Origin of the sequence: Streptomonospora arabica, assembly GCF_039531585.1 — a bacterium.
Lineage (GTDB): Bacteria > Actinomycetota > Actinomycetes > Streptosporangiales > Streptosporangiaceae > Streptomonospora > Streptomonospora halophila.
Window position 1 is genome coordinate 198317 of the sequence record NZ_BAAAQI010000004.1, and the last position, 24057, is coordinate 222373.

At 72.9% G+C, this 24057-nt stretch carries 22 protein-coding genes; 6 read left to right on the plus strand and 16 right to left on the minus strand.

Annotated features, from left to right (window positions below; all coding sequences use genetic code 11):
* Positions 1-100 precede the first annotated feature (100 nt).
* Positions 101-1111, minus strand: a complete 1011-nt coding sequence (gene rpsB / locus ABD284_RS09305) for a 30S ribosomal protein S2 (protein ID WP_344142233.1) — start codon at positions 1109-1111, stop codon at positions 101-103.
* Between the two features lie 314 nt (positions 1112-1425).
* Between rpsB and ABD284_RS09310 the strand changes: the two genes are divergently transcribed.
* Positions 1426-2118, plus strand: coding sequence for a murein hydrolase activator EnvC family protein (locus ABD284_RS09310; RefSeq protein WP_344142234.1), 693 nt, complete (start codon positions 1426-1428; stop codon positions 2116-2118).
* Here the strand turns inward: ABD284_RS09310 and ABD284_RS09315 are convergent.
* Both ABD284_RS09315 and ABD284_RS09320 read right to left on the minus strand, forming a co-directional pair.
* Entirely contained in the window at positions 2091-3095 is a 1005-nt protein-coding gene (locus ABD284_RS09315; protein WP_425573286.1) for a tyrosine recombinase XerC, read from the minus strand. The genes ABD284_RS09310 and ABD284_RS09315 overlap by 28 nt on opposite strands.
* Before the next feature lie 128 nt (positions 3096-3223).
* A complete protein-coding gene (locus tag ABD284_RS09320; RefSeq protein WP_344142235.1) occupies positions 3224-3598 on the minus strand; it encodes a RidA family protein in 375 nt (124 codons plus the stop codon).
* An 843-nt stretch (positions 3599-4441) separates the two neighbouring features.
* Here ABD284_RS09320 and ABD284_RS09325 point away from each other — a divergent pair.
* From ABD284_RS09325 to dprA, 3 genes are all read left to right on the plus strand, one after another.
* The gene (locus tag ABD284_RS09325) at positions 4442-4804 is read left to right on the plus strand and encodes a YraN family protein (RefSeq protein ID WP_344142445.1); all 363 of its coding nucleotides are present in this window, start codon (positions 4442-4444) and stop codon (positions 4802-4804) included.
* Complete coding sequence (locus ABD284_RS09330) at positions 4804-6351, plus strand: YifB family Mg chelatase-like AAA ATPase (protein WP_344142236.1); 1548 nt, start codon at positions 4804-4806, stop codon at positions 6349-6351. The genes ABD284_RS09325 and ABD284_RS09330 overlap by 1 nt, the downstream gene beginning before the upstream one ends.
* A 150-nt stretch (positions 6352-6501) precedes the next feature.
* Entirely contained in the window at positions 6502-7731 is a 1230-nt protein-coding gene (gene dprA / locus ABD284_RS09335; protein WP_386699507.1) for a DNA-processing protein DprA, read from the plus strand.
* A gap of 260 nt (positions 7732-7991) precedes the next feature.
* Here the strand turns inward: dprA and ABD284_RS09340 are convergent, their stop codons facing one another.
* From ABD284_RS09340 to ABD284_RS09385, 10 genes are all read right to left on the minus strand, one after another.
* On the minus strand, positions 7992-8315 hold the full coding sequence (locus tag ABD284_RS09340) for a DUF2469 domain-containing protein (protein ID WP_131099733.1): 324 nt from the start codon (positions 8313-8315) through the stop codon (positions 7992-7994).
* Between the two features lie 233 nt (positions 8316-8548).
* Positions 8549-9424, minus strand: coding sequence for a signal peptidase I (gene lepB / locus ABD284_RS09345; protein WP_344142237.1), 876 nt, complete (start codon positions 9422-9424; stop codon positions 8549-8551).
* A 276-nt stretch (positions 9425-9700) separates the two neighbouring features.
* Positions 9701-10045 (minus strand): 50S ribosomal protein L19, encoded by a 345-nt coding sequence (rplS, locus tag ABD284_RS09350; RefSeq protein ID WP_344142238.1) that lies wholly within the window; start codon positions 10043-10045, stop codon positions 9701-9703.
* A gap of 468 nt (positions 10046-10513) precedes the next feature.
* Entirely contained in the window at positions 10514-11296 is a 783-nt protein-coding gene (trmD, locus tag ABD284_RS09355) for a tRNA (guanosine(37)-N1)-methyltransferase TrmD (protein ID WP_344142239.1), read from the minus strand.
* A gap of 138 nt (positions 11297-11434) precedes the next feature.
* On the minus strand, positions 11435-11947 hold the full coding sequence (rimM, locus tag ABD284_RS09360) for a ribosome maturation factor RimM (RefSeq protein WP_344142241.1): 513 nt from the start codon (positions 11945-11947) through the stop codon (positions 11435-11437).
* A 142-nt stretch (positions 11948-12089) separates the two neighbouring features.
* Positions 12090-12332: an RNA-binding protein gene (locus tag ABD284_RS09365; protein ID WP_179769298.1), complete on the minus strand. Its 243-nt coding sequence runs from the start codon at positions 12330-12332 to the stop codon at positions 12090-12092.
* Position 12333: 1 nt separating this feature from the next.
* Positions 12334-12813 carry a 30S ribosomal protein S16 gene (gene rpsP, locus ABD284_RS09370; RefSeq protein WP_344142243.1) on the minus strand — a complete coding sequence of 160 codons (480 nt, stop codon included), beginning with the start codon at positions 12811-12813 and terminating at the stop codon, positions 12334-12336.
* A gap of 325 nt (positions 12814-13138) precedes the next feature.
* Entirely contained in the window at positions 13139-14731 is a 1593-nt protein-coding gene (gene ffh / locus ABD284_RS09375; protein WP_344142244.1) for a signal recognition particle protein, read from the minus strand.
* A gap of 103 nt (positions 14732-14834) precedes the next feature.
* A complete protein-coding gene (locus ABD284_RS09380; RefSeq protein WP_344142245.1) occupies positions 14835-16067 on the minus strand; it encodes a LolA-like protein in 1233 nt (410 codons plus the stop codon).
* Positions 16068-16499: 432 nt separating this feature from the next.
* Complete coding sequence (locus ABD284_RS09385) at positions 16500-17810, minus strand: ammonium transporter (protein ID WP_344142246.1); 1311 nt, start codon at positions 17808-17810, stop codon at positions 16500-16502.
* A 935-nt stretch (positions 17811-18745) separates the two neighbouring features.
* Between ABD284_RS09385 and ABD284_RS09390 the strand changes: the two genes are divergently transcribed.
* Both ABD284_RS09390 and ABD284_RS09395 read left to right on the plus strand, forming a co-directional pair.
* Complete coding sequence (locus tag ABD284_RS09390) at positions 18746-19687, plus strand: ABC transporter ATP-binding protein (protein ID WP_344142247.1); 942 nt, start codon at positions 18746-18748, stop codon at positions 19685-19687.
* On the plus strand, positions 19674-20471 hold the full coding sequence (locus ABD284_RS09395; protein ID WP_344142249.1) for an ABC transporter permease subunit: 798 nt from the start codon (positions 19674-19676) through the stop codon (positions 20469-20471). The genes ABD284_RS09390 and ABD284_RS09395 overlap by 14 nt, the downstream gene beginning before the upstream one ends.
* Before the next feature lie 82 nt (positions 20472-20553).
* Here the strand turns inward: ABD284_RS09395 and ftsY are convergent, their stop codons facing one another.
* From ftsY to ABD284_RS09410, 3 genes are all read right to left on the minus strand, one after another.
* Positions 20554-21747 carry a signal recognition particle-docking protein FtsY gene (gene ftsY / locus ABD284_RS09400; RefSeq protein WP_344142251.1) on the minus strand — a complete coding sequence of 398 codons (1194 nt, stop codon included), beginning with the start codon at positions 21745-21747 and terminating at the stop codon, positions 20554-20556.
* Positions 21748-21872: 125 nt separating this feature from the next.
* Positions 21873-22907 carry a FecCD family ABC transporter permease gene (locus ABD284_RS09405; protein ID WP_344142252.1) on the minus strand — a complete coding sequence of 345 codons (1035 nt, stop codon included), beginning with the start codon at positions 22905-22907 and terminating at the stop codon, positions 21873-21875.
* 5 nt (positions 22908-22912) lie between these two features.
* Positions 22913-23854 carry an ABC transporter substrate-binding protein gene (locus ABD284_RS09410; protein WP_344142254.1) on the minus strand — a complete coding sequence of 314 codons (942 nt, stop codon included), beginning with the start codon at positions 23852-23854 and terminating at the stop codon, positions 22913-22915.
* Positions 23855-24057 lie beyond the last annotated feature (203 nt).

The following is a 24057-nucleotide window of genomic DNA, read 5'->3' on the forward strand; positions in this document are numbered from 1 at the left end:
TCGGTGTGGGTCGACGGGTCTCACGGGAGCCGGGCCGCGCGGCCCGGCGTGGCTCCCCGCGCCCGGTGGGGCGGCGGGGAGCCGCAATCGCCTGAAGGGCTCAGGCTTCCTTCGAGCCCTCGGCCTCGGCCTCGGCGGCGGTCGCCTCGGCGACGGGGGCCTCGGCGACGGGGGCCTCGGCGGGCTGCTCCGGGGCGGCCTCGGCAGCCGGGGTCTCCGCCGCGGGCACCTCGGCGGGCTGCTCCGGAGCGGCCTCGGCGGCCGGGGCCTCAGCGGCCTGCTCCGGGGCGGCCTCGGCAGCCGGGGTCTCGGCGACCGGGGTCTCGGCGGTGGCCTCGCCCTTCTCCAGCAGCTCGCGCTCCCACTCGGCCAGCGGCTCCTCGCCGGACTTCTCGGCACCGGCCGAGGCGGACGCGCCCGACCGGACGAGCAGGCCGTCGGCGACGGCGTCGGCGACGACGCGGGTGAGCAGGCTGACGCTGCGGATGGCGTCGTCGTTGCCCGGGATCGGGTAGTCGACCTCGTCGGGGTCGCAGTTGGTGTCCAGGATCGCGACGACCGGGATGTTCAGCTTCCGGGCCTCGCTGATCGCGATGTGCTCCTTCTTGGTGTCCACGATCCACACCGCGCTGGGCACGCGGGCCATGTCGCGGATACCGCCGAGGGTGCGCTCCAGCTTCTCCTTCTCACGGCGCAGCCCGAGCAGCTCCTTCTTGGTGAGCCCGGAGGCGGCGACGTCGTCGAAGTCGATCTCCTCCAGCTCCTTCAGGCGCTGGAGCCGCTTGTGGACGGTGGAGAAGTTCGTGAGCATGCCGCCCAGCCAGCGCTGGTTGACGAAAGGCATCCCGACACGGCGGGCCTGCTCGTCGATGGCCTCCTGCGCCTGCTTCTTGGTGCCGACGAAGAGGATGGTGCCGCCGTGGGCCACCGTCTCCTTGACGAACTCGTAGGCGCGGTCGATGTAGGCCAGCGACTTCTGCAGGTCGATGATGTAGATGCCGTTGCGCTCGGTGAAGATGAAGCGCTTCATCTTCGGGTTCCAGCGCCGCGTCTGGTGCCCGAAGTGCACACCGCTTTCCAGCAGCTGCCGGATGGTCACGACTGTGGCCATGACTCGGTCCTCCTCGTACGGCGGGTCTTTCCCGCCCCGGTTGTTCCTGACGCCCCGACCGCTCCGCCGCACCGCCGCTAGGGGTGCGGACCGTGAGAGCGGCCCCTTGCCGGGAAGGCACGGAGGCGTGCGTATTGGTCGGCTCGTATCGAGCCTCATGGAATTCTAGCCGCCCTCGGGGTGCGTCGGGGCCTATCGGCGGCCCTCGCCGGTGTCAAGGACCGCCGAGCGTCCGGATCCCGCCGAGGCGGCGCTTCTTCCACAGGCTCAGGAGCGGCCTGGCGGGGCGGGGGCGGGCGCGCCAGGCTGGGTAGATGCCGTCGTCGCGTCTTTTCCTGGCCCGCCGTCCGGCCCGCGCCCTGGCCGTCGGACTGGCGGCGCTCGTCCTGGCGCCCCTGGGGGCTGCGGCTCCCGCTCGGGCGCTGGAGAGCCCCTGGCAGCGTCCGCTTGGGGGGCCGGTGCGCGTGCTGCGGGACTTCGACCCCCCGGCCCGGCCATGGCTGCCCGGCCACCGGGGCGTCGACCTCGCGGCCGATCCCGGCGCCGAGGTCCGCGCGACCGGCGGCGGCCGCGTCGCGTTCGCGGGCCGCGTGGCGGGCACCGGCGTGGTCAGCGTCGACCACGGCGGTCTGCGCACCACCTACCTGCCGGTGGTGCCGCGGGTCGAGCCGGGCACGCGGGTGGCGGCGGGGCAGGTGGTCGCGTCCGTCGCCGGGGCCGGGCGGCACTGCGGCACACGGCACTGCCTGCACTGGGGGCTGCGCAGCGGCGACGCCTACCTCGACCCCCTCGCGCCGCTGGGAGCCGGGCGGATGCGCCTGCTGCCCGGTCCCGCTCCCCGGCGCAACGGGAGGCCGGGGCGGGGCCTGGGCGGCGTTGGGTCGTGGCGAGAGGGGAGCAAGGGGGGCACGGGGCGGGACCGGCGCCACGCGGAGCCGGAGGGCTGGGGGCGGGGGCGGAGGGGACGCGCGCACCGCGCTCACGCCCTGGGATGCGCCTGGTTATAGGTGTTCATCAGGCGCTCGATCGAGACGTGTGTGTAGATCTGGGTGCTCGACAGCGAGGCATGGCCGAGGATCTCCTGCACGCTGCGCAGGTCGGCTCCGCCGTTGAGCAGGTGGGTGGCGGCGCTGTGGCGCAGCCCGTGGGGGGCGGAGTCGGTGCCGTGTGCCTGCAGGTAGGCGTGCACGTCACGGCGGGCCGACCTGGTGCCCAGCCGCCCGCCGCGCGCCCCGAGGAACAGGGCCGGGCCGCTCGCCGGCACGGTCAGCGGCGGGCGGCCCTCCAGCAGCCAGGCGACCACCGCCTCCAGAGCGGGCACCCCCACCGGCACCACACGCTCCTTGCCGCCCTTACCCAGCACCCGCAGCGTGCGACGCTCCCGGTCGACGTCGTCGACGTCGAGAGCGCACAGCTCGGCCACGCGGATGCCCGTGGCGTAGAGGACCTCGACCACCGTGCGGCGCCGCAGCGCGACGGGATCGGGGGCGGAGGCGGGACGGGTGGCGGGGGCGGGGGCGGAGCCGGAGGCAGGGCCTGGGCCGGAGGTGGAGCCAAGATCAGGGCGGATGCCGGAGTGGGAGGCCGGGGCGGCATTCGGGTCGCGCTGGGGGGCGGACTCCGGAGTCGGGCCGGGGCCGGGGGCGAGAGCGGCGGCGGTCTCGCGCTCGCTGAGGACGTCGGGCAGTGACCGATGCGGTCGCGGCGCGGCAAGCTGCGGGCCGGGGTCGTGGGCGATCCTGCCGCTGCGGTGCAGGAACGCGGTGAACACACGAGCGGCGGCGACCCGCCGCGCCATGGTCGAGCGTTCCGCGCCCCCGTCGCGCATCCGGGCCAGCCAGCCGCGCAGCGCGGCGAGGTCGAGGCCGTCGAGCCCGCGCCCGGTGTCGTCGAGGTAGCCCAGCAGCGCGCGGGCGTCGCCGAGGTAGGCGCGCACGGTGTGCGGCGACCTGTCGACCGCGAGATGGCCGCGCAGGTCCTCGATCAGCTCCCGCCGCTCGGCCGACTCGGCGGCTCCCCTGGACCCGGTGGGCCCGGTGTGCCCGGTGGACTGGCTGGAGCCGGTGGAGCCGGTGGAGCCGGTGGGCCGGGTGGGGCCGGCGGAATCGGCGCTCACCGCGCCTCCGCCCCCCGCCCGCGCGGCAGCACGGCGACGGCGTCGACCTCGATCAGGAACCGGGAGTCCACCAGCCCGCTGACCTCGACGAGGGTGCTCGCGGGGCGGGGCTCGTGGACCAGGTACGTGTCGACCGCCCTCCGCACTTCGTCGAGGTCGGCCATATGGCGCAGGTAGTAGGTGAGCTTGACCAGGTGCCGCACGTCCGCCCCATGCTCGGCCAGAGCGGAGTCGACGTTGCGCAGCGCCTGCCGGGTCTGCGCGAGCGCGTCGCCGACGGCGACCATCCCGTCGGCGTCCATCGGCGCCTGCCCCGCGACGAACACCAGCGGCCCGTCGGCCACAAGGGCGTCGCTGTACCTCTGCGCCATCGTGTTCCCCCTCTCCACCACTGCGGACGCTGTCAGCGCCAACCTGGAACACCCGGCCCCCTCACCGCAACCCTTTTACCCGGGGAGGCCGGATTACCCGAGTACGCCATGTTCCCCGGGGAGGCCGGATTCCCCGGGGGTGCCACGTCCCCCCATCGGTCCGGGAGACCATCGGCTAGGCACGCGACGTGAGCAGCAACGGCAACACGGGCACCGGAATGCGATCACCGGATCGGACCCCGGGGGTTGCGCACCCGACGGGGCAGCAACGGCAGCACGGGGCCCGGCATGCGATCACCGGAAAGCATGCCTGCCTGTTGCGCACCCGACGAAGCAGCGAGGACGGCGAACGATTGAGCCCGGCGCCCACCGGTCCCGGAGATCATCCGCTAGGCATGCGACGTCGGCAGCGACGACAGCACCGGCACGGCGCGCAATCACCGGAAAGCATGCCCACCGGCTGAGCCCCCGACGAGGCGGCGACGACCGCGAACGGCTGAGCCCAACGCCCATCGGTCCTGATGCCCGCCAGCCGAGCACCCGACGAGGGCGGCGACGGGCGTTGGGGCGAGGCCCCGTGGGTGGGAAGGTGCGGGCACCCGGCTTCAGGCTGGCCCGGCGCTGGCATTGGTCGGTGCCCGACTTCCCTTCACCCCCGATCAAGCGCCCCTCTCCCCCGATCCCCGTCCCCACCCCTCCCGGGTCTCGGTTGTCCACAGGTCGGAAATCGGCGTGGATCGGCGGCGGCAGACTGCTCAGGCTGTGAGCATGAGCTCCTTCCGCCGCTCCGTGCGCCCCGCCCCTCGACGCGACCGTGACCACGCTCCCTCCGCGCCGTCCACCATCCCGGGCGGGTACAGATCCGCGCTCGGCACCCGAGGCGAAGACGTGGCGGCGGCCTACCTGGCACGCGGCGGGCTGCGCATTCTCGCGCGCAACTGGCGCTGCGCCGAGGGCGAGATCGACATCGTGGCCGGCCAGGGCGCCACCATCGTCGTCGCCGAGGTCAAGACCCGCACCGGTCTGCGATTCGGGTCGCCGCTGGAGGCGGTCACCGAACCCAAGAGGCTGCGGCTGCGCAGGCTGGCGCGGCGGTGGGCCGCCGCCCACCGGGCGGCGAGCAGGCCCCTGCGAATCGACGTCGTCTGCGTCCTCGTCCTGCCCGGCGACCGGGTCTACGTCCGCCACCACCAGGGGGTGGCGTGATGGCGCTCGCCCGCACGCGCTCCATGGCCCTGATCGGCGTGGACGGCCACATCATCGAGATCGAGGCCCACCTCGGCGACGGCCCTGCGGGACTCACCCTCGTCGGCCTGCCCGACACCGCACTGCGCGAAGCGCGCGACCGGATCCGGGCGGCCGTGGTCAACTCCGGCGAGCACTGGCCGGAAGGGCACATCACCGTCAGCCTGTCGCCGGCCAGCCTGCCCAAGCGCGGCAGCGGCTTCGACCTCGCGATCGCCGCCGCCGTCCTGGCGGCCGAGGGCGCCGTGCCGCCGATGTCGCTGCGCACCGCCGTCGTGCTGGCCGAGCTCGCGCTCGACGGCCGCACGCGTCCGGTCAGCGGCGTGCTTCCCGCGGTCCTGGCCGGTGTTCGCTGCGGTCACACCACCTTCGTCGTGGCGCGCGGCAACGCCGCTGAGGCCGCGCTGGTGCCCGGCGTGTCGGTGATGGCGGTCGCCTCGCTGGGCGAGCTGCTCGCGCGGCTGCGCGGCGAGCCCGTCGCCGAGGAGCTTCCCGGCGACGACGGCTCCGAGCCGGAGGAGCGGACCGAGGAAACCGACTCCTCCGCAGGCGCTCGCAAGCCCGACCTCTCCGACGTCCTCGGCCAGCCGGTCGCCCGCCGCGCGCTGGAGATCGCCGCGGCCGGCGGCCACCACCTGATGATGGTCGGTCCGCCCGGCACCGGCAAGAGCCTGCTCGCCGAACGCCTGCCCACCGTCCTGCCCCGACTCGCCTCGGAAGAGTCCATCGAGGTCACTGCGGTCCACTCCGTGGCGGGAACCCTGCCGGACCGGTCGCCGCTGATCGTCGATCCGCCGTTCTGCGCACCCCACCACACCGCCACCCGAGCCGCGATCGTCGGCGGAGGCAGCACCCGGTTGCGCCCCGGGTGCGTCTCGCTGGCCCACCGCGGCGCACTGTTCCTCGACGAAGCGCCCGAGTTCGCTCGCGGCGTCCTCGACTCGCTCCGCCAACCGCTGGAGAGCGGCGAGGTCGTCGTCGCGCGCTCGGCCGCCACTGTGCGCTTCCCCGCGCGGTTCCTGCTGGTGCTCGCCGCCAACCCGTGCCCCTGCGGCAAGTCCGGAACCGCCTGCACCTGCACGTCCGTCCAGCGCCGCCGCTACCTGGCCCGGCTGTCCGGGCCGCTGCTCGACCGGCTCGACCTCAAGGTCGAGCTCCAACCCGTCGCCCACGCCGAACTGCTCGCCGACCGCGCCTACGCCGAGTCCTCGGCCACCGTCGCGAAACGGGTCGCCCGTGCCCGCGAACGCTCCGCCGCACGCCTGTCGGGCACGCCGTGGAGCACCAACGCGGAGGTTCCGGGCGCCGAACTCCGACGGCACTTCCCCGTCCCTCCCGATGCCCTGCGCATCCTCGCGGCCGCCCTTGAGCGCGGCGAGATCAGCGCCCGCGGGCTCGACCGCGCGCTGCGCGTCGCGTGGACCGTCGCCGACCTCGCCGACCGCCCCGAACCCACGGCGGAGGACACCGCCTACGCCTACGCCCTGTGGACCGGCCGCGTCCAGTGAGTCGATCGGCGCAGCCGGCCTCCCATCACGGCCCATCCGCGTCGCGGCCCATCCGCGCCCGCCTGCGCCCGAACACCGTGCTCCCGCGCATCCATCCGCCCGAAGGGAGGAAGGCGGCGTTCGACCGGCCGCGACGGCGCCGCCACGGCCATGACCTGTTCCGATCCCTCGTCCGCACCCGAACCCGGGGAGTACGAACCGCCTTCGGAGTCCGGTCCGCGCCCGGGCCCCGTCGGAGACGACGCCACCGCACGGGCGTGCCTGACCGCCGTGGCCGATCCCGGCGACACCGCCATGGGCGCACTGCTCGATGAACACGGCGCCGCCGCGGTCTGGCAGGCGCTGCGCGATGGAGAGACACCTCAGCCGCCGCCCGGTGCCCGCCCCGACACCGTCGCCCGGCGGGCGGCGCGCTGGCGCGACCGTGCGGCGCGGATCGACCCCGACGCCCTGCTGGCCACCACGGCCGAACTCGGCAGCCGACTGATCGTTCCGGGCGATCCCGGCTGGCCCACCCAGCTCGACCAGCTCGGGCGGCGCCGCCCCTACGCGCTGTGGGTCCGCGGCGCCCACGACCTGCGGCACGCGTGCCTGCGCTCGGTCGCGGTGGTCGGAGCGCGCGCAGCCTCGGCCTACGGCACCCACGTGGCGGGCGAGCTCGCGTGGGGCCTGGGCCAACGCTCGTGGGCGGTCGTGTCCGGGGGCGCCTACGGCATCGACTCCGCGGCCCATCGCGGCACTCTCGCCGCCGCCGCGTCCGCGGTTGCCGTTCTCGCCTGCGGCCTCGACCTCTCCTATCCGCGCGGCAACGAAGCGCTGTTCGCCGACATCGCCGCGCGCGGCGCGCTCGTCAGCGAGCACCCGCCCGGGAACCCGCCCAGCAAGCACGGGTTCCTCGTGCGCAACAGGATCATCGCCGCGCTCACCCCCGGCACGGTGGTCGTCGAGGCGGGCCTGCGCAGCGGCGCTCTCAACACCGCGCGCCACGGGCAGGACCTGCATCGGACCGTCATGGCCGTGCCGGGTCCGGTCACCTCGGCCCTGTCGGCGGGTTGCCACCGGCTGCTCCGCGACGGCGCCGCCGTCTGCGTCACCGGCACCGACGACGTGGTGGAGCAGGTGGGCAGGATCGGCGCCGACCTGCGCTCCGAGGAGGGCGGTACCGCGCTCGACCGCGACTCCCTCGACGCCACCGCCCGCCGGGTCCTCGACGCGGTTCCCGATCGCGCCTGCGCAGGGACGGCCTCCGTCGCCGAGGCGGCGGACCTCGGCCTCGACGCCGCCCTGAGCAGTCTGGGTCTGCTGGCCGCGGCAGGGTTCGTCGAACGCGGCCCGTCAGGCTGGCGCACCACGACCGGACGCGGTCCCGGACGCGGATAGTGGCGCTGCTCCGGGCTTCGGCCTACGCGCTCCGGCTTTGCTTCCGGCCACCGGGGCGCCGGGGGCCGAGAGCCGGGGGCCGCGCCGAGGCGACCGCTGCGCACCGGGCGCGGTCCCGGGGCCGGGCCGCCCCGCAGGCCCTCTGCCGGCCTGAGCGCCGCGCCTTCCGGGCATACGAATGCCGCCGGGGGCGCGCTCGGCGCCGCCCGGCGGCGGATGACTGTGGTCCCGACCGGCTGGGGCGGCGGGACGGGGCGCGGTTACTGTGGCTTGCCCGTTGCTGGGACCTCTAGATCGGACTTGGTGATCTCCTCGACGTTGACGTCCTTGAACGTCACCACGCGCACGTTTCGGACGAACCTGGCCGGGCGGTACATATCCCAGACCCAGGCGTCCTCCATTGTGACCTCGAAGTACATCTCGCCGTTCTCAGTGCTGCGCGGCTGCAGGTCCACGTGGTTGGTGAGGTAGAACCGGCGCTCGGTCTCGACCACGTAGCTGAAGAGGCCGACGACGTCGCGGTATTCGCGATAGAGCTGCAGCTCCATCTCGGCCTCGTACTTCTCCAGGTCCTCAGAACTCATTTCGCGCTCGCTTTCGTCGTGCAGTCCCGGTTGAGCGGCCCGGCCCCCTTCGCCTGTGGGGTCTCGCGGGAACCCGTTCCCGCGTTGATCGATCGACTACAAAACCATGATGCGACACGTGTCAACCGTTCGGAAGCGGAACGGGCGACATCCGGCGGCCCCCTGCACGGTGGTGCTGTCCGGTGCTTCGGCCCGGTTCCGGCGGCCGCCCGCGGCGGCGTGCACGCGGTCGGTCATCCCGCGCCGACCCCTTGTCCGGCCCCTTGTCCGGCCCCTTGTTCGGCTCCTGGTCCGGCGCCCTGACCGGCGCCCTGACCGGCGCCTTGGCCCGCGCCCTGACCCGCGCTCTGGTCGGCGCCTTGACCGGCCCCCTCGCCGGACCCGGCGTTCTCAGCGAGGGTCTCGTCCAGCGCCTCGAACGTGTCCGGCCGGGGCAGCGTGGACCAGCGGTCGACGGGCCAGACGATCACCGACGCACGGCCCACCACGTGGTCTGTGGGTACAGCACCGCCGCCGGGCTCGTTCTGGTGCTCGCGCGAGTCGCGGGAGACCCCGCGGTGGTCGCCCATCACCCACACGTGGTCCTCGGGCACCTTCACCGGACCGAACGCCCGGTGCTCGGGGATGCTGCCGGGGAAGAGGTAGGGCTTCTCCTGCAGGGGTTCGCCGTTGACCAGGACGCGGTTCTGCTCGTCGCAGCACTGCACGGTGTCGCCGGGCACCCCGATGACGCGCTTGATGTAGTCGCGGCCGTTGGGTGCGAGCCCGAACTGCTGACCGACCCAGTTGAACACGCGGGCCACGGGGTTGGCCGACTCGTCGGGCTGGACCATGGACGGCCCCTCGTCCCAGGACCCTTCGCCGTTGAATACGACGACCTCGCCGCGCTTGATCTCGCGTACCTGGTACACCAGCTTGTTCACGATCACCCGGTCGCCGATGAGCAGCGTGTTCTCCATCGACCCCGAGGGGATGTAGAAGGGCTGGGCGATCCAGGTCCGGATGACGAAGGCCAAGACGAGCGCGATGGCGATCAGGATCGGGAGTTCCTTCCAGAAGGACCCCGACTTCTGCGCCTTCTCGTCCGTGCTCTCCCTCTTGGCGTTCATCGAACCCCCGCTCTCGGCCGCGTCGGCCTCACCGGCTGCACCGGCCGTCTCATGGGCACCGCCCCGACACGACTCTGGCTCCCCCGCGCGGGCGCGCGGGGGAGCCAGGGCAGTCGGACCGGGTCCCCCAGGTGGGACCGACAGCGTCGATCACCCCACCGGAGGCCGTGTCTTCTTTGGTCATCGGAACCGAAGCCTATCCGAGCGCGGCGCTGCGTGTCGGTTAAGCCACAGCCGAGAGGCGATACGCCGCGTAATCGATCCGCGACCGGCGGCCTAGCGGCGCTCGGGGATGCGGGCGGCCTTGCCGCGCAGGTTGCGCAGGTAGTACAGCTTGGCCCGGCGCACGCGCCCGCGAGAGACGATCTCGAACTTCTCGATCACCGGGCTGTGCACCGGGAAGGTGCGCTCCACGCCCACGCCGTAGCTGATCTTGCGGACGGTGAACGTCTCGCGGTTGGCGGCTCCCTGGCGCCGGATCACGACACCCTTGAAGACCTGGACACGCGAGCGGTTCCCCTCGGTGACGCGCACGTGCACGTTCAGCGTGTCGCCCGGGCGGAAATCGGGAATGTCCGAGCGCAGTTGGGCCTTCTCAATTTCCTGAATAGCGGTGTGCATCTCAGCGTTTCCTCATCGATTGCGCGCCGCGGCGACGGACAGTGCGGTTCGCGCGGGCGGATCTGCTGCTGGGGTCTTACGGTGAGCCTCTGCCGGGTCTGCGCGGGCGCGAGCGGTGAGACGGCGGCATGCGAACAACGCGCGACGGCAGGGGCAACTCCCCCAGTCTGCCACACGTTGAGACCCGGTTTGTAACCGATCCCTAAGGCCGGTGCCCCGGCCCGTCCCCGGTCGGGCCGGGATGGACGGGCCGGGACCGGGCCTGTACCGGCCCTGCGCACGCTTCCGCAGCCCGTGCGGCCCCCGAGGAGCCTCCCCGGCGGACACGGCGGACACACGGCGAGCGCGCTCAGCGGCCGCGTCCGCCCGGCGCACCCGCTAGACACACGCAGGCAAGCGGCACCGCCCGCCGGCCGCCCGGCTCCTCGGCCATGCCGCCGGCCCGCCGGCCCGCCGGCCCATCGCCGACTACTGCGGAGACAGCCGCTCCAGCAGCTCCAGCAGCAGCTCGCGGTCGCTGCGCTCCAGCTCGTCCAGACGCCGGGCGGCCAGCTCCCGCAGCAGCTCGGGGCGGTTGCGCGCCGTCTTGCGCAGCGCCTCATGGCGCCGCCAGCGGTCCACCGCGCCGTGGTCTCCCGACAGCAGCACCGGCGGCACCTCCTGGTCGCGCCAGTGCGCCGGCTTGGTGTAGACGGGGCCTTCCAGCAGGTGCTCCATGGCTCCGGCGGCGAAGGAGTCCTGCACCGCCGACTCCGCGTTGCCCAGCACGCCGGGCAGCAGCCGCGACACGGTCTCGACGATGACCAGCGTGGCCGACTCGCCGCCGGCCAGCACGTAGTCGCCGATGCTCAGCTCCTCCACCGGCATGCGCCGCTCGGCGTCGGCGACCACCCGGGCGTCGATGCCCTCGTAGCGACCGCAGGCGAACACCAGCCACGGTTCATCCGACAGCCGCTTGGCGCGCTCCTGCGTGAAGGGGGTGCCGCTGGGGGTGGGCAGCACCAGCCGGGGCGGGGCGCCGGCGCCGCCGGCCACCGCGTCCAGGGCCTCGCCCCAGGGCTCGGGCTTCATGACCATGCCCGGGCCGCCGCCGTAGGGGGTGTCGTCAACCGTGTTGTGCCGGTCACGGGTCCAGGACCGCAGGTCGTGCAGTCGGATGTCGAGGATGCCCGCCGCACGCGCCTTGCCGATGAGCGACAGCTCCAGCGGCGCGAAGTAGTCGGGGAAGATCGTGATGATGTCGATGCGCATAGGTGTGCGAGGGCTCCCGGCGGCGGTTCCGGCGAGCGGCCGCCGGCGGTGCGGTAGTGGTCCGGATACGGGCGGGGGGCTGCGGGCTGCCGGACACGGGGACTGCGGGGCGCACCGGCGCCCTCCCGTGCGCGGCGGTCAGCCGCCCAGTTCCAGTAGGCCGGGCGGCGGGTCGATCACCAGGCGGCCGGAGCCGGTGTCCACCTCGGGCACGAGGTCGCGCACGAAGGGCACCAGCACCTCGGGGCCGTCCGCGCGCGTGATCACCAGCACGTCCTGGGCGTTGTGCAGCACGTCGGCGACGGTGCCCACCTCGGCGCCGTCGGAGGTCTCGGCGCGCAGCCCGATGAGCTCGTGGTCGTTGAACTCGTCGGGGTCCTGCACCGGCGGCACGTCCTCGGACGCCACCAGCAGGGTGGTCCCGCGCAGCCCTTCGGCGGCGGTGCGGTCGCCGATCCCCGTGAAGCGGACCAGCAGCCGACCGGAGTGCCTGCGCGCCGACGCGACGGTGAGCGGACCGGCATCGGCGGGGTCGGTCTGCAGGAGGGACCCGGGCGCGAAGCGCGACTCGGGGTCGTCGGTGCGCACGTCCACGGCCACATCGCCGCGGATCCCGTGGGCGCGGCCGATCCGGCCGACTACGAGACGCATCGTCCTCCTGCGTTCATGGGCGGGCGCGCGGGAAGAGGCCGCGCACACGGCGACGCCGCGCCGCTCCGGCGGAGCGGCGCGGAGGCCCCGGCCGCGACCGGGCCGCCCGCGCGTGCGGGCGGTCGCGGGCCGGGACCGGCGCTCAGCGCACTTCGTTCAGGTCCAGCAGGTCGACGCGGACGTAGCGACCGCCCGCGAGCGAGCCGACGACGGTGCGCAGCGCCTTGGCGGTGCGCCCGTTGCGGCCGATGACCTTCCCGAGGTCGTCGGGATGGACCCGGACTTCGAGCACCTTGCCCTTGCGGAGCCTGCGGGCTCTCACCTGGACATCGTCGGAGTTCACGACGATGCCCCGAACCAGGTGCTCAAGCGCCTCTTCCAGCACGTCAGGCCTCGCCCTCAGGCTCCGTGGTCGTGTTTTCGCCGGTGGCCTCGGTCTTCTCGGCCTTCTCGGACTTCTTCTCCGAGCCGGAGGACTTCTTGGACTTCCCGCCGCCCTTGGTGGACTCGTTGTCCGGAAGCACGAGCTCCTTGAGCACGGCCTGGAAGGCCGCTTCCTCGGCTTCCTTGTCCTTGGGCTCGGCGACCTTGATCGGCGCCGGCTCCGGCAGCCCCTTGAACCGCTGCCAGTCACCCGTCAGCTTCAGGATGGTCGTGACCGGGCCGGTGGGCTGCGCCCCCACGGAAAGCCAGTGCTGCGCCCGCTCCGAGTTCACCTCGATGAAGCTCGGCTCCTCCTTCGGGTGGTACTTCCCGATCTCCTCGATGGCTCGGCCATCGCGCTTGGTGCGGGCGTCGGCGACGACGATTCGGTACTGCGGCGCACGGATCTTCCCCATACGCTTGAGTTTGATCTTGACAGCCACGGGTGTGGTATCTCCCAGTTGCGATGCGAGTGCCCGTCATCGCGCCGCGTGGGGATGCGGCGGAGTGTTCAGGCGGGGACGTTAGGTGCCCGGGCTAGTTAGAGGGCCGGCCCGCAACACCGTTAGTCGTTAACCCATTGTGCCAGACCCCGGGGTGCGCGTTGCGCTTCACGGAGGCGTTCGGCGCGTCCGCTCGCATGAGAGGCGTCTCATCGCCCGGCGCAGTCGGCCGCGCCGCCGTCCGCAGCCGCCGCGAATCCGCCCCGCGCCCGGCTCGGCGCAGGTCGCGGGGCGGTTTTGCGCCGCTTCTCGGGCGGCGTGGCCGCTACTTCTTGGGCAGCTTGAAGTTCGAGAGGTCGGGCATGGAACCACCGCCGAGCCCCGGGGGCAGTTGACCGCCGCCACCCAGGCCGGGAGGAAGCTGGGGCGGCGGCTGCTGGTCGCCGCCCTCTTCGCGGCGGCGCTCGCGCTCGGCCTGGCGCTCGGCCTCCTGCTCCTTGGCCTTGAGCGGGTTGCCGCTGCGCTGCTTGCCCTTCTTGGTCTTCTTCGCCTGGGCCTTGGCCTTCTTGCGGTTACCGCCTCCGCCGGGCATACCGGGCATCCCCGGCATACCCCCGCTGTTCTTCATCTGGCGCATCATCTTCTGCGCCTCGAAGAAGCGGGTGACCAGTCCGTTGACGTCGCTGACCTGGGTGCCCGAGCCGTTGGCGATGCGCAGCCGGCGCGAGCCGTTGATCATCTTGGGATTGCCGCGCTCGGCCGGGGTCATCGACCGGATGATCGCGGTGACGCGGTCGAGGTCCTTCTCGTCGACGCCGCTGATCTGGTCGCGCATCTGCGCCATGCCCGGCATCATGCCGAGCAGGTTGCTGATGGGCCCCATCTTGCGCAGCATGCCCATCTGCTGCAGGAAGTCGTCGAGGGTGAAGTCGTCGTCGGAGGCCAGCGTGCTGGCCATCTTGGCGACCTCGTCCTCTTCGAACGTGCGCTGCGCCTGCTCGATCAGGGTGAGCATGTCGCCCATGTCGAGGATGCGCGAGGCCATCCGGTCGGGGTGGAAGAGGTCGAAGTCCTCGAGCTTCTCGCCGGTGGAGGCGAACATGATCGGCCGGCCGGTGATGTGCCGGATCGACAGCGCGGCACCGCCGCGGGCGTCGCCGTCGAGCTTGGTCAGCGCCACCGCGTCGTAGCCGACGCCGTCAAGGAACGCCTGCGCGGTGTTCACCGCGTCCTGGCCGATCATCGCGTCGACGACGAAGAGGACCTCGTCGGGGCTGACCGCGTCGCGGATGTCGGCGGCCTGCTGCATCATCTCGCTGTCGATGCCCAGGCGGCCGGCGGTGTCGATGATGACGACGTTGTGGTTGTTGTGCTTGGCCTGCTCGATCGAGGCGCGCGCCACCTCGACGGGGTCGCCCACGCCGTTGCCGGGCTCGGGTGCGAACACCGGAACCCCGGCACGCTCGCCCACCACCTGGAGCTGGGTGACGGCGTTGGGGCGCTGGAGGTCGGCGGCGACCAGCAGCGGGGTGTTGCGCTCCCCCGCCAGCCAGCGCCCGAGCTTGCCCGCCAGCGTGGTCTTGCCCGAGCCCTGCAGACCGGCCAGCATGATGACGGTCGGAGGGTTCTTGGCGAAGCGCACCTCGCGGGTCTCGCCGCCGAGGATCTCGATGAGCTCGTCGTTGACGATCTTGATGACCTGCTGCGCCGGATTCAGCGCCTTGGAGACCTCGGCCCCCTGGGCGCGCTCCTTGATCCGCGCGATGAACGCACGGACCACGGGCAGCGCGACGTCGGCCTCCAGCAGCGCGAGACGGATCTCCCGCGCGGTCGCGTTGATGTCCTCCTCGGACAACCGCCCCTTGCCGCGCAGCGAGGAGAAGACCGAGGTCAGCCGGTCGGAAAGCGTCTCGAACACGAGTGTGGCCAGTCCTTCGTATTGGGAGTGGCTTCCTAGGTTACCTGCCGGGACGCGCCGCGCGCGCCCCGGCGGGGACGCGTTCGCGGCGCCCGGTCGGCGCTCAGTTGCCGCCGGTCTCCTCGGCGGCGGGGGACTCCGAGGCGCCGGCCGACGGCGTGGAGCCGTCGGCGGCGGCGTCGCGCTCCTCCTCGATGGCGGAGACCAGTGCACTGCGGGCGTCACCGCTGAGCGCGCTCGTGGACAGCTGGGCGTCGCCGCTCATCTCGTAGCTCACCGGCGAGGAGCTGGGAGCGAGGTTGAAGTCCACGCCGCAGGAGAGGTCGACGGTGCCGCCCGACTTGAGGGTTCCGGAGTCGTTGCACTTCTTGGAGCCGAGCTCGTCGTTGGACACCTTGGCGTCCATGCGCACGGTGACGCTCAGGTCGCCGCCCCCGCCGTTGTCGGTGGACGAGGAGTCGTCCTTGACCGTGCCGGAGACGGTGCAGGAGCCGCCGGTCTCGCAGTCCAGGCTCAGCTGCTCGTTCCAGTTGACGGGCATGCGCGCGTCGGGCGCGCCCTTCAGCTCGCCGTTGGCCACGGTGAGCACGTCCTCGTAGAGCGTCTGGACGTCGCCGGTCTCGGGGGCGGTGAAGTCCAGCCGGGTGCGGGGTCCGGATTCGGCGCCCTCGGGGGTCAGCTCCTCGACCTCGGCGCGCAGCAGCTCGCCGGACTCCTCGCCGATCCAGACCCGGCTGTTGCCGCTGCCCTGCAGGTCGACCCGGTAGGCGGTGGTGCCGTCGAGGTTCTCCAGCTTGGCCTTGCCCCCGTTGGGGGCCATGCCGCTGAGGATGTCGGCCAGCGCGTCCGGCGCGAGCGTGGCGGCCGGGTCGATGCCGAGCTGGCTGCCGCTGATACGCACCCAGCTGCCGTCGTACTCGTCGGAGTCGGGGTTGGCGATGCTCTTGTCGAGCCAGAACTCGCTGGGCGCGCTGGCGAAGAGCTTGCCGTCGGCCTGCACGACCTCGGCCTCGTTCTCGTTGGTCTGCACCGTGCCGCTGGTGGTGCCCCCGCTGGTGGTGGTCAGCGAAACGTCGCTGACCACGCTGTTCTTGGTCTCGGAGACCTGCCCCTGCACCGCCACGGCGGGCTGGTCGCGCAGGGTGTCCAGCGCCGACTCCAGAAGCGGGGCCGCATCGACCGGGGTGGGCGAGGGCGAGGGCTCCTCGCCGCCGCCCGGGCGGAACTCGCTGAGGTCGATGGAGCAACCGGACGCGCCGATCACGACAGCGGCCGCCGCCGCGACGGACGTCAGGAGTCCGCGCGATCGACGTGTAGTGGGTTGAACCGGCGACATCTTGCCTCCTGCCCCCTGGGGTGGGGTGCACGTGTGTCTGCGGAACTGGCCTGAATGGATGGGACGCGCGGGCCGCCGATTCGGCTCCGGGCACGTACTCGCAGGAGAGCTCGGGACTGCACGGGAGGCGGGCAGGGGCCGCGGCGCATGATCCGACGCCCTCCTGGTTGCCGCACAAGCGTACCCAACCCGCCGGTGCTGCGAAGCGGCGCCGACCGCCTGCCGATCATAGCGAAGTGGCCGGTCCCGGCCGCGGAGGCCGGTGTGCGCGGGCGAGCGCGTACCGCAGCCGCACCTCCCCGCGCCGGCGCGGGTGAGGCAGCCCACGCCCGGCGCACACCTGGGCCGACGGGGAAGGTTCCCCGCCGGCCCGGCCGTCACCTCACGGCATGTCGTCTGGCTCGGCCGCACCGCCTCGACGTTGAGCCGGAATCAGGACCGCGCCTGCTGTGAGGCCACCTCCTCGCCCGGAGGCGTCGGCGAGGAGGGCTCGGCGCCTTCGAACTCGTCGTCCAGTTCGTCGAAGGCGTAGGCGGTCTCGGCGTGCAGCTCGGCGTCGAGTCCGTTGGTCTCGACGTGCTCCGGGATGCGGAAGCCCATGACCAGGTCGATGATCTTGGCGATGACGTAGGTGACGACGAACGAGTAGACCAGGACGCCCACCACGCCGATCGACTGCACGGCCAGCAGGCCCGCGTTCCCGCCGTAGAGGAGCCCCGCCGAGCCGTTCGCCGAGGAGGCGGCCAGCAGGCCGATCAGCAGCGAGCCGATGATGCCGCCGACCATGTGGATGCCGACCACGTCCAGGGCGTCGTCGTACTTGAACTTGTACTTCCAGCTGATGGCGTAGGCGCAGACGGCACCGGCGATCAGGCCCAGGGCGACCGAGCCCAGCGGCGTGAGGTCGGCCGCGGCCGGGGTGATGGCGACCAGACCCGCGACGGCGCCGGAGGCGAAGCCCAGCGCTGTGGCCTTGCCGTAGCGGATGCGCTCGACCAGCATCCACGCCCCGGTGGCGGCTGCCGTGGCGACCTGGGTGTTGAGCAGCGCGAGGGCGGCGGTGCCGTCGGCGGCGTAGGCGGAGCCGGCGTTGAAGCCGAACCAGCCGAACCACAGCAGGGCCGCGCCCAGGAGCACGAAGGGCAGGTTGTGCGGGCGCATGGACTCCGAACCGAAGCCCTTGCGGCGGCCCAGCACGAAGGTGAGCGCGAGCGCGGCCGCGCCGGCGTTGATGTGGACCGCGGTACCGCCGGCGAAGTCGACGACGCCGTAGCCGCCGATGTCCAGGCCGCCGATCCAGCCGTCGCCCCACACCCAGTAGGCCACCGGCGAGTACACCAGGACCGACCAGAGCGGCACGAAGAGCAGCCAGGCGCCGAACTTCGCGCGGTCGGCGATGGCGCCGCTGATGAGGGCCACGGTGATGACCGCGAACATCATCTGGAAGGCGACGTCGAGCAGCACCGGGATGCCGCCGTCGACGTCGCTGATGAGCCCGGTCACGCCGAGGAACCCGAGGCCGCCGACGAGCGGGCCGGCCGTGTCGTAGGCCAGCGAGTATCCGACGACCACCCAGACCACGCTGACGACGGCGATGCTCGCGAAGCTCATCAGCATCATGTTCAGCACGCTCTTGGCCCGGGACATGCCTCCGTAGAAGAACGCCAGGCCGGGCGTCATCAGCATCACCAGCGCGGAGGAGATCAGCAGCCACGCCGTGGTGCCGCTGTCGATGCCTTCCATTGTGTCGCCTCCATAGATCGGGCGGGGGATCGTGTTCGTCCGAGGGATGGATCGGCGAGCACGTCATCGGGCTCGGCGAAGATCACCACGCCGCCACCTTCGGATCCGCGTGTTTCCCGGCGCGGCCAGGTGTGTTGCACCGGCGTAAAGAGATGGGCCGAGGTGTTACGGGATGGTGAACCGACAGGTCATAACGGTCGTGAAGCGCCGTTGCGGTTACGACACGCGCACGCGCGGCGCCGGTCGGCGTGCGGACCGTCGTTAAGAACGCGCTAGGCCCCGGCTGAAGCGGCGTGCTGTGGGGAATGGTGGCAGTGCGCACATCCAGCCGCTCGAACGGACGCGAAGAGCGATGCTCAAGGCCGAAGAGAGTCCGCGGGACCCGCCCGCGGGCACCGCAGAGGGGTACGCGGCGCCGTCCCGGACGGCCGGCCGCGTCCCGGCGGCCCATGCGCCGACCCCCGAGCACGCGGGAAGCGCGGCGCGTCCGATCTGACGCGCACGGCGCGGCGCCCCGAAGCGCCGCGTCCTCTCCCGGCCGTGCCGTCGGCGACGGGTCGATCCTTCGGCGCGGCGCCGGTCGGCCCCCGCCCGCCTTCGGTACCGGAGGCGTGCCGGCTGCCCGGCCCCGCCCGCCGCGGCCGCAGCACGGACCGACCGACCGCACCGGGCGGCCGGCGGTACCGATCGCTGCGGCCCGCACCGGCGTTCCGGCGCGCTAAACGCACACGGCGCACCTTCGGCGGACCGGCCCGTTCGGCGGCCGCCGCCCGCCCCGCCACCCCTCCGATGCGTGCTGCGCACCGGCGGCAGCGGGGTGCGGTGCTCCCGCGCCGCGGCGCGCCGGCCGCCTGCACCGCCCTCACGGGAACGACCATGCGGTTCCCGGTGTCCGAGCCGGGAACCGGTGGCCAGCGCAGAATCGAGACAATGCCATGACCGCTCATCCCCTACCGGTCATCAGCTGCACAGGGCTGACCAAGAGCTACGGGCGCCACCGCGCCCTTTCGGGAGTCGACCTGGCCGTCGCGGAAGGCGACGTCTTCGGCTTCCTCGGTCCCAACGGGGCCGGCAAGACCACCACGATCCGGGTACTGCTGGACCTCATCCGCCGCGACGCGGGCGAGGTCACCCTGCTCGGCGGCGACCCCCGCCGCGAGGGGGTGCGTCTGCGCCGCGACATCGGCTACCTGCCGGGAGAGCTGCCCATGACCAGCAGGCGCCCGGCCCGGGAACTGCTGTCGTTCCTGGGGCACCTGCGCGGCGGCGTCGACCGGCGCGAGATCGACGCGCTGGCAAAGCGCTTCGATCTGGACCTGAACCGGCCGGTACGCGGCCTGTCCAAAGGCAACAAGCAAAAGGTCGGCCTCGTGCAGGCGTTCATGCACCGGCCGCGGCTGCTGATCCTCGACGAGCCCACCAGCGGCCTGGATCCGCTGCTGCAGCAGGAGTTCCTGAACCTGGTGCGCGAGGTCCGCGAGGACGGCCGCACGGTGTTCATGTCCTCGCACGTCCTCAGCGAGGTCCAGGACGTCGCCGACCAGGCGGCGATCATCCGCGCCGGGCGGATCGTCGCACTGGAGGACATGGACGACCTGCGGGAGCGGGCGCTGCGCCGGGTCACGCTGACCTTCGCCGCGCCGGTCGACGCCGCGGAGTTCGCCCGGCTCGACCACGTGCGCGACGCGTCCGCGGACGGCACCACCCTGACCTGCACGGTCGAGGGCAGCCCCGACGCACTGGTCAAGGCGGCGGCGGCGCACACGGTGCTCGGGCTCACCAGTGAGGAGCCGGACCTGGAGGAGCTGTTCTTCACCCACTACAACAACGGCCGCGGCACCGGGCCGCAGGAGGAGGGCTCCGATGCTGCTGCATGACATCTTCGGCAGGTTCCTGATGGACAGCCGGCGCGGGATCGTCGGCTGGATGATCGGCGTCGGCGCCGTGACCGCGCTCTACAGCTCCTTCTGGCCGTCGATGCGCGAGACCGACGAGGCGATGCAGGCCTTCGTCCAGCAGATGCCCCAACTCGCCGAGTCCATGGGCTGGAGCGACCTGTCCACGGCCGAGGGCTACCTGGGCAGCACCGTGTTCGGCCTGCTGACGCCGATCCTGGTCACCATCGCCGCGATCGCCGTCGGCACCCGCGCCGTGGCCGGCGAGGAGGAGGAAGGCGGCCTGGAGCTGGTACTGGCCCACCCGGTCAGCCGCTACCGGGTGTTCCTGCAGCGCTTCGCCGCGCTTGCGGTGTTCGTCGCACTGCTGGGCGCGACCGTCTGGGTGGTGCTGGTGGCGCTGGGCCCCGCACTCGACCTCGGCATCGCGGTGGCGAGGATCGCCGCGGCGGCACTGGCCACGGCGCTGATCGGGTTCAGCTACGGAGCGGCGGCGCTGGCCCTCGGCGCGATCACCGGCCGGCGGGCCTACGCGATGGGTGGTGCCGCCGTGCTGGCAGTGGTGGGCTATCTGGGCAACACCTTCGCGCTGCAGCAGGAGCAGCTGGAGTGGCTGCGGTTCCTCTCGCCCTTCTACTACGCGCTCGACCCCGAGCCGCTGGTCAACGGGGTCGACGCCGGATACACCGCGGTGCTGGCGGCGATCCCGCTGGTGCTGGCGGCGCTGGGCACCGCCGTGTTCGCCCGGCGCGACGTCCTGGTCTAGCGGGGTCGGCCGACCGGGCCCCGGTCGGCCGTGCCGCAGGCGAAGGCCCCGATACCGCCGGTCGGGCGGTACCGGGGCCTCACTACTCGGTCCCCGCGCCTTCCGGACCGCCTTCGAGGATCGCGTCGACGAACGCCTCGGGGTCGAAGGGCGCCAGGTCGTCGGGCCCCTCGCCCAGGCCGACGAGCTTGACCGGCACGCCCAGCTCGCGCTGGACCTGGATCACGATGCCGCCCTTGGCGGTGCCGTCGAGCTTGGTGAGCACGATGCCGGAGATGTTGACCACCTCGGCGAAGACCCGCGCCTGGCGCAGGCCGTTCTGCCCGGTGGTGGCGTCCAGCACCAGCAGCACGTCGTCGACCCGGCTCTTCTTCTCGATGACGCGCTTGACCTTGCCGAGCTCGTCCATCAGCCCGGTCTTGGTGTGCAGGCGGCCGGCGGTGTCGACGATGACCGTGTCGGCGCCGTCGTCCACGCCCCGCGCGACCGCCTCGAAGGCCACGCTCGCCGGGTCGGCGCCCTCGTCCCTGCGCACGACGGGCGCGCCGACGCGCGAGCCCCAGGTCTCCAGCTGGTCGGCCGCGGCGGCGCGGAAGGTGTCGGCCGCGCCCAGCACCACACTGCGGCCGTCTCCCACCAGCACCCGGGCGAGCTTGCCGGTCGTGGTGGTCTTGCCGGTGCCGTTGACCCCGACGACCATGACGACCGCGGGCGCTCCGGGGTGCGGTTCGGTGTGCACGGCCCGGTCCTGGTCGGTGTCGATCTGGGCGAGCAGCTCCTCGCGCAGCAGGCCCCGCACCTCCTCGGGCGTGCGGCTGCCCAGCACCTTGACCTTGGTACGCAGGCTGTCGACGATCTGCGCCGCCGAGGTCACGCCGACGTCGGCGGTGATCAGCGTGTCCTCGATCTCCTCCCACGCGGACTCGTCGAGCTTGTCCGCCGACAGAAGGCTCAGCAGGCCCTGGCCGAAGGCGTTCTGCGAGCGCGCGAGGCGGGCGCGCAGCCGCACCAGGCGCCCCGCCGACGGCGGCGGGGTCTCGATCTCGGGTACGGCCGGTGCCTCGGCTTCGGCCAGCGCTGCGGTACCGGGGGCGCGCTCCCGCTCCCCGGTCTCCTCGTCGGGCTCCGCCGTCGCCGTGCCCGCGGCGCCGCCCTCGCGCTCCCCGGCCGGGGGCTCCGGCGGGGTCTCCGTGCGCCGCGGCCGGATCAGGAACGCGCCGCCGACCACCAGGAGGGCGACGACGAAGATGATTACGGCGAAGATCGTGTAGTCCATCAGTCTCCTAGCGTGTGTGTGCGCCCTGGAAGCCGATGCCGCGCTCAAGCCTCGGACCGGGGAGGAGCCACAACGGCTTCCAGTCTCCCAGACCACCCCTTGCGATCAGGTCACGCGCCGGTGTCTCAGCCGGCTCTGTTGCGTGTCGTCCGCAGGATGAACACGAAGAACGGGGCGCCCAGGAACGCGGTCACCACGCCCAGCGGAAGCTCGGCGGGCGCGATCAGGGTGCGGGCGGCGATGTCCACCAGGATCAGGAACGCCGCGCCGGTCAGCAGCGACATGGGAAGGATCATCCGGTACCCGGTGCCCACCAGGCGCCGGACGATGTGCGGCACGACGATGCCCACGAAACCGATCAGGCCGCTGACCGAAACCGCCGCCGCGGTGGCCAGCGACGCCGCGGCGATCACCAGGATCCGCGCGCCGGTGGCGTTCAGCCCCAGGCTGAGCGCCTTCTCGTCGCCGAGGGCCAGCAGGTCGAGCAGATATCCGCAGCCCAGCAGCACCAGCACGCTCACCGCGGCATAGGGAGCGATCATCGCCACGTCGTCCCAGCCGCCGCGGCCGAGCCCGCCCATCATCCAGGCGTAGATGAGGCGCAGGTCCTCGACCCGGATCATCTGCACGAGGTTCTGCCCGGCCGAGAGGAAGGACGATACCGCCACTCCGGCCAGCACCAGGGTGGTCGTGCCGCTGCCGCCGGCGATGGTGCCCAGTGCGTAGGCGGCGGCCACCCCCGCCAGTGCGCCGGCGAAGGCCGCCACCGGCACGAGGGCGCGCGGCGAGTCCAGTAGTTGGGGGCCGAAGGCCAGCACGAGGGTCGCGCCCAGGCCGGCGCCCCCGGCCGCGCCCAGCAGGAACGGGTCGGCCAGCGGGTTGCGGAAGACGCCCTGATAGGCGGCGCCGGCGCTGGCCAGCAGCCCGCCCACCAGCGCGCCCACCACGACGCGGGGCAGCCGCAGCTCGACGAGCACCGCCTCCTGGAGCCCGCTCAGCGGCGAGTCGACCGAGGTGAACGGCAGCCGCCCCAACAGCGCCCCGGCGATGTCGAGAGGGCTGATGGACGCGGCGCCGGCGGCCACGCCCATCAGCGCGCTGACGGCCAGCAGCACCAGCCCCAGCGGCGGCCACAGCCAGGCCGCCCGCTTCCTGCTCACCCGCGCTACCCCTCCTGGGCGGCGGCGGTCAGGGCCTCGGAGACGCTTTCGGCCAGACCGACCACGCGCGGCCCCCAGCGCGACGAGATGTCGGGGTCGAGGCGGACGATGTCGTCGTTGCGTACGGCCGTGATCTCGTCGAAGGCCGGCCGGTTGCTCACGGCCCGTACGGCGCCCTCGCCCCCGTAGGCCAAGAAGATCAGGTCCGGGTTCCGCTCGACGACGTACTCCGAGGACAACTGGGGGTATCCCCCGGCCGTGTCCTCTGCGGAGTCGGCGATGTTCTGCACGCCGAAGCGGTCGTAGAGCTGGCCGATGAACGTGTCGGAGGTGGCCGAGTACATGCCCTCGTCCAGCTCGTGGTAGATGCTCAGGTCGGCGTCGCCGATCTCGTCGGCGGTCTGCTCGGCGATCTCGTCCACCTGCGACTTCACCCGGTCGGCGACCTCGTCGCCCTTCTCCGGGCGGCCGGTGGCCCTGCCGAGCATGCGCATCTGCCCGTAGGCCTCGTCCAGGGTGGTGGCGGCGGGGATCACCAGCACCGGGACGTCCACCGTGCGCAGCTGCTGCGCGGCTTCCGCGGCGTCGCGGGCGAGCACCACCAGGTCGGGGTTGTACTCGCTGACGGCCTCGACACTGGGGGTGAACCCGGACAGGTCGGTGGTGGGGGCGTTCTCGGGGTGGTTCGAGTACTCGTCGGCCGCGACGACGTCGTCTCCGGCGCCGACGGCGAAGAGCATCTCGGTGGCCGTGGGCGACAGCGAGACGATGCGCTTCGGCGGGGATTCGAGGGTGACCTCGCCGGTGGCGTCCTCGACCGTGACGGGGAAGCCGCCTTGGCCGCCGGAGGCCTGGTCGTCCTGGCCGGAGTTCTGCGGGCCGCCGCAGGCGGAGAGCGTGAGTGCCGCCAGCAGCAGTGCTGCGGGCAGGCGGCGTGCGCTTGGCACGGGGCTCCTTCAGGGGTCTCGGTGGGCGCGGTGGAGAGGCGGAGCCCGCGCGCGGCGCGGTGCGGTCCGCCCTCCCGCGAGGACAGTGGGCCGCGGCACCGCGGAGGCGGCCTGGCTCACCCGCCCGCCGGCGGGTCTCACAGTTGCGGGGCAGCGCCGGGTTCGCGGGCCGGCCGGGCCGGTCCCGCACCGGACTTCGCTCG

Bases quoted from the DNA above. Each gene is read 5' to 3' on its own strand.
- rpsB (WP_344142233.1), bottom strand. From the start codon at position 1,111: ATGGCCACAGTCGTGACCATCCGGCAGCTGCTGGAAAGCGGTGTGCAC.
- ABD284_RS09310 (WP_344142234.1), top strand. From the start codon at position 1,426: ATGCCGTCGTCGCGTCTTTTCCTGGCCCGCCGTCCGGCCCGCGCCCTG.
- ABD284_RS09320 (WP_344142235.1), bottom strand. From the start codon at position 3,598: ATGGCGCAGAGGTACAGCGACGCCCTTGTGGCCGACGGGCCGCTGGTG.
- ABD284_RS09330 (WP_344142236.1), top strand. From the start codon at position 4,804: ATGGCGCTCGCCCGCACGCGCTCCATGGCCCTGATCGGCGTGGACGGC.
- dprA (WP_386699507.1), top strand. From the start codon at position 6,502: ATGACCTGTTCCGATCCCTCGTCCGCACCCGAACCCGGGGAGTACGAA.
- ABD284_RS09340 (WP_131099733.1), bottom strand. From the start codon at position 8,315: ATGAGTTCTGAGGACCTGGAGAAGTACGAGGCCGAGATGGAGCTGCAG.
- lepB (WP_344142237.1), bottom strand. From the start codon at position 9,424: ATGAACGCCAAGAGGGAGAGCACGGACGAGAAGGCGCAGAAGTCGGGG.
- rplS (WP_344142238.1), bottom strand. From the start codon at position 10,045: ATGCACACCGCTATTCAGGAAATTGAGAAGGCCCAACTGCGCTCGGAC.
- trmD (WP_344142239.1), bottom strand. From the start codon at position 11,296: ATGCGCATCGACATCATCACGATCTTCCCCGACTACTTCGCGCCGCTG.
- rimM (WP_344142241.1), bottom strand. From the start codon at position 11,947: ATGCGTCTCGTAGTCGGCCGGATCGGCCGCGCCCACGGGATCCGCGGC.
- ABD284_RS09380 (WP_344142245.1), bottom strand. From the start codon at position 16,067: ATGTCGCCGGTTCAACCCACTACACGTCGATCGCGCGGACTCCTGACG.
- ABD284_RS09385 (WP_344142246.1), bottom strand. From the start codon at position 17,810: ATGGAAGGCATCGACAGCGGCACCACGGCGTGGCTGCTGATCTCCTCC.
- ABD284_RS09390 (WP_344142247.1), top strand. From the start codon at position 18,746: ATGACCGCTCATCCCCTACCGGTCATCAGCTGCACAGGGCTGACCAAG.
- ABD284_RS09395 (WP_344142249.1), top strand. From the start codon at position 19,674: ATGCTGCTGCATGACATCTTCGGCAGGTTCCTGATGGACAGCCGGCGC.
- ftsY (WP_344142251.1), bottom strand. From the start codon at position 21,747: ATGGACTACACGATCTTCGCCGTAATCATCTTCGTCGTCGCCCTCCTG.